This is a genomic window from uncultured Campylobacter sp. (genome assembly GCF_937997595.1).
In the GTDB taxonomy this organism is placed as follows: Bacteria; Campylobacterota; Campylobacteria; order Campylobacterales; family Campylobacteraceae; genus Campylobacter_B.
Genome location: NZ_CALKTS010000357.1, coordinates 1 through 15,944 on the forward strand (window position 1 = coordinate 1; position 15,944 = coordinate 15,944).

The window sequence follows — 15,944 nt, forward strand, 5'->3', positions numbered from 1 at the left end:
CACGTTCGGCTCATTTGCTATTTTCAAAAATCCCTCCGCGTTTATGCTGCCGACCTTATACAGCTCGTAGTCGTACTGCTTTACGCCGGGCGCGTTCATAAGCATGCTAAAGCCCTTTTGTTTAAGCAGATCAAGCGCCTTGCTGCTGCGATTGCCCGTATTACAATAAAGTACGACGTTTTTATCCTTGTAGGCGTTTATCTCATCCAGCCTGCTTTCAAGCTGCTCAAGCGGGATGTTGATCGCGTGTTTTAGGTGGCCTGCAGCGTACTCATCCGCGCTTCTGACGTCGATGACTAGATAATTTTCTTTCGCCCTATTGTCCTCCTCTATCGCTGATAGCGCCGCGCCGCTTATGGCGTAGCCGTTAGGCTGTTGCATCTCGGCGCTACAAGTCGCAAAAGATCCCAATGCCGCCAGCAAAACCGCGCTTTTTAAAATTTTGTGAGAAATAAATTTCATCTCGTCTCCTCTTAATAAAATTTCGTAGTTAAATTTGCATAAATTTCTGCAAAAATTCTTCGGCGACCGCCGACTCTGAGGAATAATTCTATAAGAATTTTTATTAATTCCAAATTAATAACGAGCGTTTTTGCGATCGTATTTTTAAATCTTTTATAGGTTAAAAGCGCCCAAGGAGATCCTCGGGACATTAAATTTAGCAGCAGCATCCTCCGCCGCAACATTCATTGCCGCCACCAAGTACCTCAGGTGCCTGTCCGTAGCCTGCGAACGCGCGAAATACTTGCTTCTGTCGCCAAGGGCCTCGAAATATCTTCCAAACCGCGTTTCCTGCACTATCGCCGCGCTGTTGCCACATACGCTCATCGGTAGGTCTTTTTCGAAATGGTGATGATCGTCTAGATCGAAGAAATGCTAGCTACCTTCTATGACACTGCGGTATATCGCTATTTGAGCGTATTCCTCGCAGATGTCCTCGATAAAATCCGAAATTTTAATCGCGCGGACTGTGCGAGAGCTAAATTTGATATTACCGATGAGATCCTCAATCTGCGGATTGTCGATCGCAGCGCGCACGGAGCTCATATAGTGAAAGTCCTTCCAGCCTATAGCCTGCAATAACCTACTAAAATCCTCGATATACATCGCTCCGCCTAGACATTCGCCGCGTAAAATTCGGTCGTCTGAGATATTTTCATGCACGCGACGATCTGCAGAAATATCCGAAAAATAAAGCTCGCCGCCGCATTTTAGCACGCGTCAATTAAAAAAAGTGCCGATTACTTCGCCGGCGATGATTTTGCGAAAATAACCTTCACAATTACACTTTTCGCTCATTAGTTCTTCTAAATTTTATTTTCGGCGACCGCCGACTTAAATTTTATTTAAAATTTTGCCTAAGTGGAATTTGAAATAAAATTTAGCGCGCTTTGCGCAAAATCCGCGTCTTTAAATTTAAAACGGCTTTTATCTTTTAGGCGATCGACTTACTTAATTGCAGTGCCGTTTAAGCTCAAACCATCCCCGGCACAAACGCACCTAATTTGCGGGAAGCTTAGATACTTACAAGCAGAAATTCTCGCCTGCTTGTTTTTTCCGTTTAGTTTATTTGCGTATGCCGTAGCTTTTTAAATTTGAGTAAAGCCGCCTAGCATCGCATCCGAAATTTTATCCGTCGTGCCGCTTACGATGCGGCTGCGATAAGAGATTGCCGCAGGACTTTGCGCGCCCCAAATCTCGTCAAACCACTTTAGAAATTTTACCCCGTCATATCGCACCGGCAAGGCCTCGACATAGATCCGCCCACGTTTGGCGCGGTAGATCGCCTCTTTATTAGGCCTCACGGCGATGCGACTAATCAAGCCAAAAAGCGTGCCGCTTAAATTTCGCGCATGAAACCCTTCTCCTTTAAATTTTAAAATTTCATCCGCTTGCGCGTTTTGCGATATGTCGTTCTCCTCGCTGCTCGTTTTTTCCGTAAATTTTAAAATTTCCCTCACCTCGGCAAATTCTAAATTTAGGGGTGCAAAATTTGGCATGCCAGCCGCGCCGTTATTGATGACGATGCCGTGCTGAAGGGCGATCGCCGCGGACGCGCAGGTGTGCGTGCAGGCTAGCACGTCAAATTTATTTTCCGCTAGCCACGCGTCAAGTTCCTTTTGGCGGACGGGCTCGCTTAAGCTTTCGCGAGAGCAGCCCCAACCGGCTAAAAATTTCTCATCTCCGTGTGTGATAGCGACATTTGCGTCGCCGACGCTTATAAGCTCGCATTTATGGCGGTTTTTAAAGATTTCCAAATTCTGCGCGCACTCTTTTTTTACAAGACGGCTTAGGCGAGCGTGGATTAAATTTGAGCGGCCCACCGCACCGGCATCGGTACATGGCGGATAGAAACAGCCGCATCCGTTTTGACCGCTTACAAGCTCGAACTCGACGTTGCCGTTGACCGCCGTTAGACCGCGTTTTGCTATTTCGCGCTCTATTTTGCAAAAGCTCTTTGCCTCTGCGTCAAACCAGTGGATATCGCCGTTAAAAACCACGCTCGCATTTTCGGCGTCCGCCATGGCTAAAATTTGCTCCAGCGCAAATATATTGCCGTAAAGCCCGCCTACGACATATAGGCAGCGGCTTTCAAATTTAGGCTCGCGCGGGAAATTTAGCGCGTATTCAAGCGGGCAAGAGCTCATCTTTTATCTTCGCATTTACAAAGCAACCCGGGCAGCGCATAAGCAAGCGTGCATGCGATCAGTCCGTAGAAATTTATACCCAGTAGCATCGAGTATTTGCCGCTGCCGATAGCCAAAAACTCGGGAAAAAATTTCGCGTCAAACGCAAATGCGACGCCAAGAAATATCCCGAGCCAAAAGCTGAGGTGAAAACCAAGCCTCGTAGGTCTTACAAATCCGTGCAACAAAAATATCGGCGCTAAGCCGATTACCATCGTACCGCTAATGGTCGTAGCTTTTAGAATGTCCGTGCCCACGATCATCGGTAAATTTCCAAAAATAGCAAAAAGTATCATCGAGATTATGCCGATTTTGATCGCATTTTTATAAACATCTTTGTTAAGCATTGCCGGGATATCATAGCCCACGAGCTTTGAAAGGCTCGCAAATGTCGAGTCCAGCGTCGAGCCTGCCGCGGCGATCATTACCGCCGTCATAAGGATCGTAGAGCCGATACCCATGGTTTTGGCTAGCTCTGCGGGGATGTTGCCCTTTGCAGCTATGCCTTCCATAGAGCCGTAAATTCCGATAAAGCTAAAGATCACGATGGCTATAAAACCTAGAATTCCAGATACTATGAAGCTTTTTAGCATCGTTTTTTCTTCACAGATAAAGCCGCGATCGGTTAAAACCGGATCATGAAACGGGTAGCTAACCAGCTGTAAAACGGCGACTAATAGCAGATCCACGCCTCCACCAAGCGTCCATGATCCGGTCGTTACGAGCTCGCCCACGCCGTGCTTTGGCAGGATCGTGACGATAACCCAAAGCGTCGCAACGATGAAAACGAGGGCCTGGATCACGTCGGTTACGATTGAGCCGCGAAGCCCGCCGCGCACCGAATACACTAGCGTAAAAATCGTAAAGAGCGAAGCTGCGAGGATAAAAGGCATGCTGCCGCTATCGCCGTAATATCCGCCCACGACTGCGGTATTGCTCCATACTTCGTTAAAAAGTCGCACTAAAATCGCTACGCAAAAGGCTACGCTAGCCGCCGCGCCGTAGTTACTCAATAGAAATGAAACCAGCCCGGTTGCGCCGAATTTTCGCCTTAGGCGGTATATAACAAGCCCGGCTATTGGGATACAAAGCCAATACGTCGCATATGCCACGCCGCCCACGATGCCGTAGCTAGCGCCTAAATTTGCGGCGTTGGTGACGGATTTTGCGAAGATCCAGCTGATAAAAATACTCGTCGTTAGCAAAAACGGCGATACTTTCGCTCCGTCCGCGCTCTCGCCTTTAAAAAACGAGCCGATGCTACGCGCTTTTGGCGAAAAGGCGTACATTATGGCGCCGTAAACGATCAAAAAGCCCCAAAAAAAGAGCGATTGATACTCCTTCATTAATTCTCCTTAAATTCTAAAATTTTATCCAAAGCCTTCATGCTATCGCTTATCGCACGGGGGCAAATTTGCATAAAAAGCCCCTTCTGCAGGATAATCTCAAGCTCTGCGGGTTTACTAAGATCATAGCCCAGCACCTCTTTGCAGATACTTGATTTTTGCGTTTTAAAATAAATTTCTTTAAAGCTCGCGAGTTTTTGCTTAAATTTCCCCTTATCATCGCCGTAGGCAAGCCCTAGCACTAGTACCGCCGCCAGATACGCGCCGCATACGCTTCCTTCTTGCAAGCCGCCCACAAGCCCGCAACTAAGCCTCATCAGCTGCACCTCATCCGCGCCAAGATACTTCGCATAACGCGCCAAAATCATCTGCGCGCAGTTTTGCTCGGCAAATCTTTGCGCGATTTGCTCATTACTCATCATAGCTTTATCCTTAAATTTTATTTCAAGCAATGCAGACAGGTTAAAGTTTAAATTTTACCTGTCGTGGCCGCAAATTTATACGCAGAATTTAATTGAAAAATTCCTGCGGGGCTTTTTCGGGCGCGTCTTTTGGAAGACCTTTTTCTTTAACAGGGCTGCCCGCTTTTTTACTCCATTCATACCAACCGCCGACGTAAACACCTACTCGAGGCCAGCCCAAGGCCTTTGCAATATAATATGTCTCGGCCGCTCTCCAGCCCGTACCGCAGTGAAACGAGACGATTTTATCGGGACTTATACCCCAAAGCTTCCAGCGATCCTCTATGATTTTATAATTAAACATCGTGTTGTCTAAATTCCTAAAATCTTCCATCGCATAAGGATTTGAGCCTGCGTAGGCAAATCTTGAGTTTGCGATATCACCCACTTTATCTATATACGTGTAGCCGCTCTTTTTGCCGAGATATTCGTCAAAGCTTCTAACCGACGCAATAACGGCATTTTTATCGCCCACAAGCTCACGTTCTTGCTCATAGCTAAATACGATACCAGGATTTTGCGGAATTTGTACGCCGAATTCCCTCTTTTGCGGCGTAACAATACCTGTTTTAAAAGGACGTTTTTCTAGCTTCCAAAGCGTCTTTCCTCCGTTTAAAAATTTTATATTTTTTACGCCCGCATAGTCCATAACCAAAGCCGCTCTATTCGCGCCCGTTGTTCCTTTCGTCGTAGCATATAAAATCACCATCGTATTTTCGTTAATACCCGCATTTTGTAAGACCTCTTTTATGTGTTCTTTAGACGGAAGTCCCCAGAATTTCAACTGCTCCTCAAGTGGGATATTTTCGTATTCTTGCATTATTCTCGGACCCACGACGTGATTTATATCGTCAGAGAATAAATTTATTGCGCCCTTAATGTGGCTGCTTTCGTATTCACCTTTTTCGCCGGGGACGGAAATCTCTACAATGACATATCCTCTGCCGTCATAAGCCTCTACTTTTTTACCGTCTAATAAATCTTGCAGCCACTGCGGCGAAACATATCTCTCATAGCCCTTTAGCCGCTCTAAGTCATTGGGGTGAGCATTTATTCCGCCCTTTAGAGCGTATAAATTTGAAAATCCCTGCTCTTTAAATTTATCATAAACCGCTTCGCTTAGCTCGTCGTCGGCATAAAGAACGGTCTTTTTGCTTTTATCTATCTTGCGTCTTTTAAGCTCCACGTCGATTTTATCTTTACTTGGTTCGTAATTTAGCCACTGAGCAGGGAAGTCGATCGTACCTTTTAAATGCCCGCTTACGCCCTTTGCGTTTTTCCAGCCCAGATACAAATCCTCGCTTCTGGTGTCAATAAGCTGAACGTCATCTCGTAGCTCCTCATAGCCGATAGTAGCTTCTTTTGCAAAGCAGGCTGCTGCAAATGCAAATAAAAACAGCGCTGCTGCAACAAATATTTTTTTCATTTCTACTCCTTTGAAACAATTTGTTTCTTTTTTAAAATTTGAACGATTTTTTTGAATATATAAAAATACACAATTGTGCAAGCTCCGGAAAATAGATAAATTCTAGCTTGAGCTATAATTTTTTCAAATGATAGCGCGAAAGTTACGTCTACTAATTTACCGCTTGATAATAGCGAATATAGCTCGCTTGCGATTATCCTAGAAAATAGCGCCATAACCGCACTTGCAGCAAGAATTTTCTTAAATTTAATCTTGCCTGCGCAAAAAAGTGATATGATCGCCGCATTTACAAATCCGAGCACAAGCGAATAGCTAAAAAATGTGTCGGCAAGTCGAAATTTTATCATTATGCACGCAATGGCAACGAGATAAAAAACCGATGGCACAAATCCAAAATACACGCAAAAAATAAAAAGCCCTGCGATGTTTAAATATACGTAATCCGCGACTTCAAAAAATATTAGAGATACGGCGGTAAACGCGCTTAAAATCGCAGCGGAGAAAAATACTATGATCCCGCTTAGAAAATTTTCTTTTCGCATCATAAGGCTTATCCTTTAAAAACCGATGGATATTGCGCGATTAAAAAGTAAATTCACACGCACCCCGCAAATAACCGATTTTAAAGACAATAGTGCTTTCTATCACCGTATCTATTCTCCTTAAATTTTATTTCAAGCGGGACGTAAATTTAACTTATTCCGCCCGCTGCTTTACGCCTTTTAAATTTGGACGTAAGTTTAATTTTACGCAAGAGCTCCGCCGCAGCTAGATCCCGCGCCCGCCGTGCAAGCGTAGCAGTAGTCGCGAAATACGATCTGCCGCCCAAGCTCCTTAGCCTTTATAATCTCGAATATGTCTTTAGGGCCGTTTGCCGCAAGAGCTTGCATTTGGTTAAAGTCGCAGTCGTAAATTTTGCCGTCATAGCCCACTGAAATTTGGAAACGGCACATCATGTTAGGCGCCGCGCACGGGTTAAAGTTATCTCGTAGCAGCTTCATATATCCCGCCAGCTCGCCGCTTTTTTCAAGCGACTTAGCAAAACGCCCCATCGGCACATTTGTGATCGTAAATAGATGATCGAACTCGATGCCAAAATTTTGCTTCAGCTCGCGCTTATAGTCCGCTTCAAGCTGTGCTTGTGCGCCGGGCAAAAATGCCCCACCCGGATTATAGACTAAATTTAGCTTTAAATTTCCGCCCCTACCGTAGCCCGCCGCATTTAATCTTTTTAGCGCTTCTATCGATGCTTCGAATGTTCCGTGTCCGCGCTGCGCATCAACGTTCTCTTGCGTGTAGCACGGCAGGCTCGCGACCAGCTCTACGCCGTGATCTGCGTAAAATTTAATCAAATCCTCATAGCCTTTTTCAAGCAAAATCGTTAAATTCGTGCGCACGATGATATGAGGCAGTATCTTTGTAGCCTCACTCACGAGCCAGCGGAAATTCTCGTTCATTTCTGGCGCGCCTCCGGTGATATCGAGCGTTTGAAATTTATGCGTTCGTATCGCCTCCAAAACCGCTTCCATTACCACCCTACTCATCGTTTCAGTACGCTTCGGACCTGCCTGCACGTGGCAGTGAGAACAGGCAAGGTTGCAAATTTTGCCGACATTGATCTGAATTGTTGAAATTTCGCCAGTTTTTCTAATCTCGGGCGCAAGACGCTCTATAAAGCTCATTTTCTATTCCTTTTATAAAATTTTAAACTCAAAACGTTTTTAAGATAATTGGTATTTGGACTCTCATTTACATCGGTCATCACAGTGGCGATATGCTTTATGTTTTGTACGCCATTTTTGGCGAAATTCCCACAGCACGTAGCGCAGTAGGTATAAAGATTAGGCAAGTTCTTGTCTTTTAGCTTTTGCGGATAATCGGCAGCGATTTGCGGCTCATTACTTTTGGCAAGTCCGCCCAGCCCGCAGCAATTCACATCCGTAAAACTATTTTTGTAGTTTGGAACGTATTTTTTAAACGTCTCAAAAATAGGCTTATGAATGCGCTCGGGGCAGGGATAAAACATATGCGCTTCCTCCTTTATCTCGTGATTTAAGCCAAGCTCTTCAAATTTTTCATAAAGCGTTTTTATCTTTATGTCGATTTTATCTTTTAAAAAATGATAGCAATTAGGACAGGCTAAAATGAGCGTCTCAACGCCCTTTGCGGCAAAAAGCTCGTTTAGATGGGCTTTGGTACGATCAAACTGCCCCCGCCCCTCAAAAAGCGGTTTGCCGCAGCAATCTACGCTAAAATCAATCCCCAACGGCTCAAACAGATCGATAATAAATTTAGTCGTCCTCGGCAAAAAGCCCGGAAAATTACAGCCGAAAAAGACGAGCTCGCGGCTTTTTTTCGCTGAATTATTGGCGTAAAGATAGGGCGATTTTAAGAAATTTAAATAGCGAAACGGCTTTTTAATTTCGGTTCTAAGATTTATCGCAATCTCGTTGCCGCTGATGTCTTTGGGGCATACGGCGTAGCATTTATCGCACAAAAAGCAGTTAAACGCGAGATCCTTTCGCTTCGAAAAATCGAGCAAATTTATATCGTATTTGGTTAAAAACTCGCAATGTTTCGTGCATGCGCCGCAGTCTATACAAAACTCCGGCGGATTTTTAATAACTTTTTGCGATCTCATCAGCGCTCGCTCCGTTTCTAAATTTATATTGTAAAATTTGCATTTTTAAAAGCGTGCTTAGCACTCCCTCGCGCCTAAATTTGCGCGCGCTCGTGATTATACGCTCGCGCAGACGTTTAAATTTAACGCCAGCCTTTTTTAACTTCATACTGAGCGCGTAATCCTCCATTATAGCTAGGTTTTCAAAGCCGCCAAACTTCTGGAATAAGGCTTTTCGGATAAAAATTCCTTGATCGCCGAACGCAATATTTCTAAAATTTACGCGCAAATTTGAACCCAGAGCGATTAAATTTAACAAAACTCCGCTCGGCTTAAATTTAAGCGTAAAACACCCCGCCTCGCAGGTTTCGAGCACTGCGTCAGCTCGAGCCACCGCGTTTGCGCTTTCAAATTCACTATCGGCGTGCAAAAAGAGCAAATTTTCAAATTTCGCTGCGCGCGCCCCCGCGTCCATCTGCGCGCCTCTGCCCTTGCGCGTCTTTAAAATTTGAAATTTCTGCGGGGCGAAATTCTCGCTCAAAAATGCGGCAAGATCGAAATCTTCGCCTCGCTCGCTCGCCGCTTCTCCGCCGCGTTCGCAAGGCTCGCTTTTAAATTTAAAAGCGGATTCGTCGGCGCCTTTTAAATTTGCTTCGAGATTTAAATTTTGGCTCAGCTTCGGAATTTCCTCGCCCTGCGCGTTTGCGCTTGCATCTAATTTTGCGCGCGCGCCGCGATTTTCGCCGTCAAATTTGCCGCCTTTATCGCTAGCGTCTGCAAAAATTATCTCAAGCTCGCCACACTGCATTGCTAAAACGCGGCACAGGCGCCGCAAAATTTCATCCGGCTCGTTATAGATCGGAATTATTACCGAGATCGCCATTTTTAGCCTTTAGCTTTTTTACGCCCCAGCTCGAAAGCGCCACGAGCGCCGCCATCAAAAAGCATGCCAGCATAAAGCCGCCCGAGCGCACGTCCAGAGCTTTTTCGCCCAAATTTACCATGATGAATGTGGCCGGCACTATGCCTACAAAAGTTGCAAGGACGTAGTCGCGCAGGCTCACGTTCATTAGTCCGCATGCGTAGTTTAGAGCATTATAGGGCACCAAAGGCATAAGACGAAGGATCAAAATCAGGCTAAATTTACCGCCCGATTTGCCAAGTGTTTTTAAAATTTTGCTTTTTGAGCTTTGCACAAGCTCACTGAAAGCCTTAAAGCCCAAAAAGCGCGCTATATAAAACATCAAAACGGAATTTATCATCGCGCCGATAATCGTATAGACGCTGCCGGCAAGCAGCCCGAATGCGGCACCGGCAACGACTGCTAAAATCGGCACCGGAAATAAAAATATCGGTAAAATAGCAAAACATACGACATAGATCAGAGGAGCGAAGATCGCATGCTCGCCGATAATCTCGCGCAGCTCGCTAATGCCGATTTTATGCATCAAAAAAGCCGCCACGAAGAGGATCGCAACGATGATCACAAATTTAAGCAGCCCCGTTTGTTTCAATCTGAGCCTTTTTAGCCTTTTTGTCGTCTAAAATTTTCTTCGCGATATAGGCTACGATAGTAAAAGCAAATAGCATAGTAAGGCCTACGAATAAAATTTTGCCCCCACCCATCAGGCTACCGCCGAAATACGAATATACAAGAGTCGCGGGCAGCTGCCCGATACCCGTCGCCCAGAAAAACCCCCAAAACCTCATTGATGTAAGACCTGCCGCGTAGCTAACGAGATCAAAGCTCACAAACGGCAGCAAACGGCAGACGATAATCGTATGCTTGCCGAATCTTTTGAAAAACTCGTCCGTTGCCGCAAGGGCTTTTTTGCCGGTTAGCTTCTCAACGACGTCGCGTCCTAGAATTCGCGCTATATAAAAGCAAAGTGCGGCTCCTACCATCGCCGAACTCCAAGAAAGCACCGCGCCCCAAACCCAACCGAAGATCATAGCGTTTGAAAGCGTAATCAAAAAAGCAGGCACCGGCGCCATAATGCTTTGAAGCACCATCAAAAAGAAGCTCACGCAAGCCGCGGTCGTCTTATCAAAGCTTTGCAAATAAGCATAGACCTCATTGAGATCAAATTTGCTAAGCATCACGACCGAGTCGGTGATCTGCTTGTTTACCGCAGGGATAAAAAAGTAAGCCAACGCGATAATCGCGACGACAACGAGAAGAAAAATTTGAGATTTTTTCATCTAAAATTCCTTGAAATATTGTTGCAAATTCGACAAAAACTTGTCGCTTAAATACTCTTTGATTTTATTAAAGGTATATTCGTTTTTTAGGGCTCTGGCTCCGTTATATTCGACGTAAGCCATCGCGCACCAGCTGCTTCCGCGTAGGCAAGTCATCGTAAAGTACTCTTTAAATTTCTGCCTATTTATCTTCTTTTTAGAGTAGTTTTCATATAAATTTATAAATTTTTCTATCTGCTGGGGCGAGAGGATGACGTCTGTCTTCCAAAATGTGGTCGTCGGTACCGTAAAATGCGCCAAATCCTGTTCGCGCTCGCCTATTATGGGCTTTTCCCAGTCGATGATATACGAGCTCATCACGTCCTTGCCGATGATGAAATTAGCAGAATTTAGCTCGGTATTTATGATACAAGGATCCGCTATCTCACGCTCAAGATCAAAATTTCTCGCCCTTTTTAGAAAAAATTTTATCGCTTCGGCGGTTTTTGGCTTGGATAAATTTGAGTTTAGATAGACGCCGGCCATCTTTTCACACTCTTCAAACATCGCCTTTAAGGGCTTTCGCGCGGTGATCAAACTATGCTTTGGCGGGATATCGGTCGCATGGACGCGGGCAAGCAGACTGGCTGCGATATCAAGGTCGCTTTCGTATCTTAACGCGCGCCCTTTTAAAAATTCCATACTCATCGCACCTCGCGGTAAAAAAACGCTTGGCTCGAAATAGTCTATGGGCTTTGGTGTCGCGCCCGAGTTTTGTAAAATTTTAAGCGCGTCGAATTCGTATTTTATTTGGTTTTCAAGCGACATTTGGGATTTGGTATTTATGCGAAAAACCCTTGCCTGCCCACCATTACGAAATTTATAATTTATGTTATACTCGCCGCTGGCAAGGGGTTTTATAGAGCTTGGCCGCACGCCCAAGGCATAGGCAAAAATGTCTTCTTTAACGTCGATGTCGCGTAGAGGTTTAAATTTGGCGTAGCTTAAATTTAGCTCGTCAAATTTAGCACAAATGCCCCGCAATACATTCTCTGGCTCGGAGTAATTGCTTGAGAAAATTTCGTCTCTCACGCATGAGCTTGTAAGGGCGAGCGCGCAATATCCGCCGTCAAGCGTAGGCACGATAGCAGCGTCCTTTTCATCAAGCGCCTTAAAATAGGCATCAAAGCCTCGCGAGGTAAAATTTACAATATCGCTGCCGATGAGTAAAATTTTCTCAAATCCAAGCGCCCTTACATGCCTAAAAGCTTCAAGCATACGCTCGCTTATATCGCCGCCGCTTTGAGCGACGAATTCGTACTTTTCGCCCAAAATTTGCTTTAAAATTTTATCCTTATCGCTTGGTGTAAAAAAGATTAAAATTTTGACGTCTTTTAGCTTTTGAAGCTTGGTGCTTATATCTTTTATCAAAAATTTATGTAGATTCACCGCTTGATGCGGGCTGAGAAAATCAAGCAGGCGCGTTTTTGTCCTGCCCGGAAGCGGAACGCGCGTAAAAAATATCAGCGCTTTTTTCAAATTTTGCCCTTGACGCCGATAAATTTAAAGAGGAAAAAGATATTTAGAAAGGTTAAAATGCCTAGAAATATATATCTGACTTGAGCTAGCGTTAAAATTTCTAAATAGCTTTCCTTGATGAGATAGAAAAGCAGCTCTTGTTTGCCAAGCCAAAACGTAGTCAAAAAGAGCAAACTTTGGCTAAAAACTAGCGCAGTCGCTGTTGCGCGCTTCCGAAAAAGTCCGTAAATAAGCCCCGCTGCGAAAAATCCGACTATGATGTAGCGGTTATGCACGCGCATCTCCAGCCAAACCGACAGCGAGACCAAAAGCGCTGCGCTAAGCCCTAAAAGCAAAGCGCAAAACGCATAATACAAAGCTCCAAGAGCACGCATTAATTCGCAACTTTAAAGCTGATAGCTACGAAAGTGCCGTCAGGCGGCAATACGTCTTTGTTGCCGTGAAATACGACTTCGCTACGTTTCTCGACTGCGCCGTTGGTATAGGTGTGGTTTGAGATGATACCTACCGGGCAGCTATCTAGGCAAGCGATGCAGCCGGTGTTAAAGCTCTTTGCGGTAGCTTCGTTGCCGCCGAATCTCATATCGATTGGTTTACCGTTGCTATCTGTGATGACCTCGTTGATGTCGTAGTTTTTAGGCGCGCCGTTCCAAGTTACTTCGATCTTGATCTTATCGCCTTCTACGTGTGTTTCAGCGCCATTTTTTAGGGTCATATTATTGCCCGGTTTGGCGCCGATTTTCATCATCGCTTTGTAAAAATCGTTTTGATTGGCAAGTGCGATAAAGACTGGCTTGTCGCCGAAATTTCCATCTTTAAAGACAACTGCATGGCGAGTGTTTTCCGTAAAATACTTGCCGTTTACCTTGGCTAAAATAGTGATAGTCTTGCTCGCCTCGTCCACTACCATCGGTTGTTGAGCGCTTACTACGCCCACCTGATCGTCGCCAGCTTGAACACTCGCGGCGAAAAACATACCCAAAATAGCCGTAAAAATAGCTTTTTTGAACATAATACGTCCTTGCGTGAAATTTTAAATTTACGATTTACAAAATATAAGATTTATTGCAAACGTGATAAGCGAACTCGCCTCTGAAACGGATAAATTATATATTAAAAATTTTTAAAATTAAATTAAATTCCTAGGCTACTCCCATGCAATCTGCTTTTTGTTACTTAGTTGTATGTGTCAAGGGCAATTTTTAGCTGCTTTTTGAACGTTTTTCTTAGATCTTCCGGCTCAAGTATCTCTATATCGGGAAGCCACTTTTTTATAAATGGCAATATCTCCATATCCTGAGTAAAATCTATGCTAAAAATAATGCTACCATCATCTAGCTTCTTTTTAAATTTTTGAGTTGGGAAAAACAGCTTCATACCCTCCTTAAAATATATAGCCACTTTCGGGGAGGCTTTTAATAGCGCTATTCGCGTTGTCTCTGACGGTAAGCTCATAGCATTTTGTATTTTATTAAAATACGTTTCATATTCCTTTAAGATCTTTCCTTCGTATTTTTTTGAGCTTTTGCTAAGCGATACAATAAAAGCCACTCTTAAAAGCCTAAAATTTGGCGTATCCGATACATTTTAGAAAAATTCTCTATACACGCATTCACCGGGGATGCCGATTCCTCGCAGCTTGCGCTTACGAAAGGACAACTAGCCTTTCTAAGAGCGTATACGGCGCCCCTGATCGCCGAGCCAATAAAAGGATGCGAGGGCTTTAAATCCGTGCCGTAAACGCCTAGCTCTAAATATTTAAGCATGAATGACCTTTTATATTTTTGAGAAAATTATACTATAAAATGAGCTTTTGTATTTTAAAACTGACAAAATATGCTTATAATTGCGAGCATTCAATAAGAAATTTTAACGCAATAAAAGCATCTAAAAATTTGATCGTTTTGAGGATTTTGCTTGCAAAATAAATTTTATACTTTTACTGCTTTCCATTAGGCTATCTTTAACTTGAACTCATGTAAAGGAGCAGTAAAGTTACGATAAGAACTATGTCCTTGAAAAGTAACGAGCGTAGCGAAGTTAAAAATATCTAAGTTTTCAGGTGAGATAAAGATTGATGAAAGCTACTTTGGATCTAAGAGATTAAGGGGAAAAGAGGTAGAGGCGCAAGCGGAAAGCAGCTGGTATTTGGAATGCTAAAGCGTGACGGTAAAGTCTATACCCAGATAGTTAAAAACTGCTCTGCTAGTGAACTAATACCAATACTATCGCAATATAGCGAGCTTGATAGCTCTACTATCTATTCTGATTGCTGGAAGGCTTATGACGGATTAGTAGATTACGGAGCCAAAGAGCACTACAGGGTGAAGCACTCTAAAAATGAATTTGCTAACGGTAAAAATCATATAAACGGCATAGAAAACTTCTGGGGTTATGCTAAACATAGATTATCTAAATTTAAAGGCATCAAGAAAGAGAATTTTTTGCTTCATCTTAAAGAATGTGAATTTAGATATAATACTAAAACTACACAGGAAAACTTATATCAGAAACTGTTGAAACTGATAAGAGAGAATCCGCTTAAGTTTAATTGAGCCAATAATAAAATAGATTAAGTGGTGGTTAGAGGCAGAATCGAACTGCCGACACGCAGATTTTCAGTCTGCTGCTCTACCGACTGAGCTATCCAACCACCGAAAAAGAAAAGTAATTTTAGCCATGCAATACTTAAATCTCGGTTAAAATCCTCGATTTTCGCTAGATTTTTGCACGTTGCGCTCCAAAATAGCCAAATTTACTCAGTTGGAATTTTCTAAATTTTAGTGATAAAAATATTGCTTGAGCAGTAATTTGCAATAATCAAAATGAGCTATCGATCTAAAAAGCAAAGTGGTATAAAATTTTACTATTTAGCCGATTCTGTAAAATTGTACGCTTGGTTTTGAACTGTGCAAAGTAGATAAATTCGCGCCAAAGGATCGCGGGCATCGTTTTAAATTTGCGCGCATAGCAGGCGATAGCTGCGATTGGTTAAATTTAGCATCGAAAATTGGCTTTAATTTGGACTTGACGAAGCATCTTTATAAACATTGCGCCAAAGCCAGTGGTGTGACGTCGTGAGGTGCGTTTCAGCTAGATTTACTTAGATATATCCGCACAGCAGAAGCGTTGAAATTTTATATAATGCGATTGTAGGTCGTGTTAAATAAAATCCTAGCCCGATCCGGCTAACTTCGATAGGTCTATTTATCCGAGCTGTGCGACTTGTTTTTTAAATAATTCGCCGCGTTCCTCGTAGCTTTTAAATTGATCCAAACTGGCACATGCAGGACTTAGCAGCGCTATTTCACTAGCGAAATTTACGGAATTTTTAAAATCCACAGAATTTTTAGAATTTTGCGAATCTAAAGTTTTGCCGCTGCTTGCGTTCACACAGGAGCTCTCGCTTTCGGTAGTCGAAATTTTATCCTGCATTAAATTTCCTGCGGAATTCTCGCCGCCTAAGCGTCCTTTTGAAATTTCATTTTCGCAAAAATTTTCTCCGCTCAAATACCGATTCGAAATTTCGCTCACCGCCGTTTGTAAAATTTCGCAGCGCACGCAAGGAAGTCTGTACTCGTCGCATAAAAGCACGATTTTATCGGTATTTGAGCCGATCGCGTAAATTTGCAGATCGTATTTTTTAAACTCCGCAAAAAGCGGGTGCAGATCCACGCCTTTATC

General features: G+C 43.7%; 18 protein-coding genes, 1 tRNA gene and 2 pseudogenes. 1 reads left to right on the forward strand and 20 read right to left on the reverse strand.

The features are described 5' to 3' along the window. The 18 genes from Q0614_RS12165 to Q0614_RS12250 form a co-directional block, all read right to left on the reverse strand. A partial coding sequence (locus Q0614_RS12165) for a rhodanese-like domain-containing protein (protein WP_298789005.1) occupies positions 1-462 on the reverse strand: 462 nt, incomplete at its 3' end. Between the two features lie 153 nt (positions 463-615). Further along, entirely contained in the window at positions 616-828 is a 213-nt protein-coding gene (locus tag Q0614_RS12170; protein WP_298789007.1) for a hypothetical protein, read from the reverse strand. Between the two features lie 48 nt (positions 829-876). Then, positions 877-1,218: a hypothetical protein gene (locus Q0614_RS12175; RefSeq protein WP_298789009.1), complete on the reverse strand. Its 342-nt coding sequence runs from the start codon at positions 1,216-1,218 to the stop codon at positions 877-879. Between the two features lie 371 nt (positions 1,219-1,589). Beyond that, entirely contained in the window at positions 1,590-2,648 is a 1,059-nt protein-coding gene (locus tag Q0614_RS12180; protein ID WP_298789011.1) for a hypothetical protein, read from the reverse strand. Next, entirely contained in the window at positions 2,645-4,033 is a 1,389-nt protein-coding gene (locus Q0614_RS12185; protein ID WP_298789013.1) for a sodium:solute symporter, read from the reverse strand. The genes Q0614_RS12180 and Q0614_RS12185 overlap by 4 nt, the downstream gene beginning before the upstream one ends. Beyond that, a complete protein-coding gene (locus Q0614_RS12190; protein WP_298789015.1) occupies positions 4,033-4,455 on the reverse strand; it encodes a C-GCAxxG-C-C family protein in 423 nt (140 codons plus the stop codon). The genes Q0614_RS12185 and Q0614_RS12190 overlap by 1 nt, the downstream gene beginning before the upstream one ends. An 88-nt stretch (positions 4,456-4,543) precedes the next feature. Next, positions 4,544-5,920: a rhodanese-like domain-containing protein gene (locus Q0614_RS12195; RefSeq protein WP_298789017.1), complete on the reverse strand. Its 1,377-nt coding sequence runs from the start codon at positions 5,918-5,920 to the stop codon at positions 4,544-4,546. Positions 5,921-5,922: 2 nt separating this feature from the next. Beyond that, the gene (locus Q0614_RS12200) at positions 5,923-6,465 is read right to left on the reverse strand and encodes a hypothetical protein (protein WP_298789019.1); all 543 of its coding nucleotides are present in this window, start codon (positions 6,463-6,465) and stop codon (positions 5,923-5,925) included. Between the two features lie 201 nt (positions 6,466-6,666). Beyond that, a complete protein-coding gene (gene arsS / locus Q0614_RS12205) occupies positions 6,667-7,602 on the reverse strand; it encodes an arsenosugar biosynthesis radical SAM (seleno)protein ArsS (protein ID WP_298789021.1) in 936 nt (311 codons plus the stop codon). Beyond that, positions 7,599-8,561: a heterodisulfide reductase-related iron-sulfur binding cluster gene (locus Q0614_RS12210; protein ID WP_298789023.1), complete on the reverse strand. Its 963-nt coding sequence runs from the start codon at positions 8,559-8,561 to the stop codon at positions 7,599-7,601. The genes arsS and Q0614_RS12210 overlap by 4 nt, the downstream gene beginning before the upstream one ends. Beyond that, positions 8,539-9,423, reverse strand: a complete 885-nt coding sequence (locus Q0614_RS12215; RefSeq protein ID WP_298789025.1) for a glycosyltransferase family 2 protein — start codon at positions 9,421-9,423, stop codon at positions 8,539-8,541. Before Q0614_RS12215 ends, Q0614_RS12210 begins: the two co-directional genes overlap by 23 nt. Continuing rightward, entirely contained in the window at positions 9,392-10,054 is a 663-nt protein-coding gene (locus Q0614_RS12220) for a TVP38/TMEM64 family protein (protein WP_298789027.1), read from the reverse strand. Before Q0614_RS12220 ends, Q0614_RS12215 begins: the two co-directional genes overlap by 32 nt. Next, positions 10,032-10,742 (reverse strand): TVP38/TMEM64 family protein, encoded by a 711-nt coding sequence (locus Q0614_RS12225; protein WP_298789029.1) that lies wholly within the window; start codon positions 10,740-10,742, stop codon positions 10,032-10,034. Before Q0614_RS12225 ends, Q0614_RS12220 begins: the two co-directional genes overlap by 23 nt. After that, positions 10,743-12,260: a TIGR04282 family arsenosugar biosynthesis glycosyltransferase gene (locus Q0614_RS12230; RefSeq protein ID WP_298789030.1), complete on the reverse strand. Its 1,518-nt coding sequence runs from the start codon at positions 12,258-12,260 to the stop codon at positions 10,743-10,745. It lies immediately after the preceding gene. Beyond that, complete coding sequence (locus Q0614_RS12235) at positions 12,257-12,634, reverse strand: hypothetical protein (protein ID WP_298789032.1); 378 nt, start codon at positions 12,632-12,634, stop codon at positions 12,257-12,259. The genes Q0614_RS12230 and Q0614_RS12235 overlap by 4 nt, the downstream gene beginning before the upstream one ends. Continuing rightward, complete coding sequence (locus Q0614_RS12240) at positions 12,634-13,272, reverse strand: YdjY domain-containing protein (RefSeq protein WP_298789034.1); 639 nt, start codon at positions 13,270-13,272, stop codon at positions 12,634-12,636. Before Q0614_RS12240 ends, Q0614_RS12235 begins: the two co-directional genes overlap by 1 nt. A gap of 164 nt (positions 13,273-13,436) precedes the next feature. Further along, positions 13,437-13,811: a WYL domain-containing protein gene (locus tag Q0614_RS12245; RefSeq protein ID WP_298789035.1), complete on the reverse strand. Its 375-nt coding sequence runs from the start codon at positions 13,809-13,811 to the stop codon at positions 13,437-13,439. A gap of 2 nt (positions 13,812-13,813) precedes the next feature. Then, entirely contained in the window at positions 13,814-14,026 is a 213-nt protein-coding gene (locus tag Q0614_RS12250; protein WP_298789036.1) for a hypothetical protein, read from the reverse strand. 280 nt (positions 14,027-14,306) lie between these two features. On the opposite strand from Q0614_RS12250, the pseudogene Q0614_RS12255 reads away from it, so the two are divergent. Further along, positions 14,307-14,815 (forward strand): annotated as a pseudogene (locus Q0614_RS12255) (IS1595 family transposase); the annotation flags it as partial. 22 nt (positions 14,816-14,837) lie between these two features. On the opposite strand, the gene Q0614_RS12260 reads toward Q0614_RS12255, so the two are convergent. Both Q0614_RS12260 and Q0614_RS12265 read right to left on the reverse strand, forming a co-directional pair. Next, positions 14,838-14,913: transfer RNA gene (locus Q0614_RS12260), tRNA-Phe, on the reverse strand. Positions 14,914-15,467: 554 nt separating this feature from the next. Beyond that, positions 15,468-15,944: pseudogene (locus Q0614_RS12265) on the reverse strand (hypothetical protein); the annotation flags it as partial.

Excerpts from the sequence above, each read along its gene's own strand:
- Q0614_RS12225 (WP_298789029.1), bottom strand. The coding sequence starts at position 10,742 with ATGAAAAAATCTCAAATTTTTCTTCTCGTTGTCGTCGCGATTATCGCG.
- Q0614_RS12235 (WP_298789032.1), bottom strand. The coding sequence starts at position 12,634 with ATGCGTGCTCTTGGAGCTTTGTATTATGCGTTTTGCGCTTTGCTTTTA.
- Q0614_RS12250 (WP_298789036.1), bottom strand. The coding sequence starts at position 14,026 with ATGCTTAAATATTTAGAGCTAGGCGTTTACGGCACGGATTTAAAGCCC.
- Q0614_RS12200 (WP_298789019.1), bottom strand. The coding sequence starts at position 6,465 with ATGATGCGAAAAGAAAATTTTCTAAGCGGGATCATAGTATTTTTCTCC.
- arsS (WP_298789021.1), bottom strand. The coding sequence starts at position 7,602 with ATGAGCTTTATAGAGCGTCTTGCGCCCGAGATTAGAAAAACTGGCGAA.
- Q0614_RS12215 (WP_298789025.1), bottom strand. The coding sequence starts at position 9,423 with ATGGCGATCTCGGTAATAATTCCGATCTATAACGAGCCGGATGAAATT.
- Q0614_RS12240 (WP_298789034.1), bottom strand. The coding sequence starts at position 13,272 with ATGTTCAAAAAAGCTATTTTTACGGCTATTTTGGGTATGTTTTTCGCC.
- Q0614_RS12195 (WP_298789017.1), bottom strand. The coding sequence starts at position 5,920 with ATGAAAAAAATATTTGTTGCAGCAGCGCTGTTTTTATTTGCATTTGCA.
- Q0614_RS12185 (WP_298789013.1), bottom strand. The coding sequence starts at position 4,033 with ATGAAGGAGTATCAATCGCTCTTTTTTTGGGGCTTTTTGATCGTTTAC.
- Q0614_RS12170 (WP_298789007.1), bottom strand. The coding sequence starts at position 828 with ATGAGCGTATGTGGCAACAGCGCGGCGATAGTGCAGGAAACGCGGTTT.
- Q0614_RS12190 (WP_298789015.1), bottom strand. The coding sequence starts at position 4,455 with ATGATGAGTAATGAGCAAATCGCGCAAAGATTTGCCGAGCAAAACTGC.
- Q0614_RS12210 (WP_298789023.1), bottom strand. The coding sequence starts at position 8,561 with ATGAGATCGCAAAAAGTTATTAAAAATCCGCCGGAGTTTTGTATAGAC.
- Q0614_RS12180 (WP_298789011.1), bottom strand. The coding sequence starts at position 2,648 with ATGAGCTCTTGCCCGCTTGAATACGCGCTAAATTTCCCGCGCGAGCCT.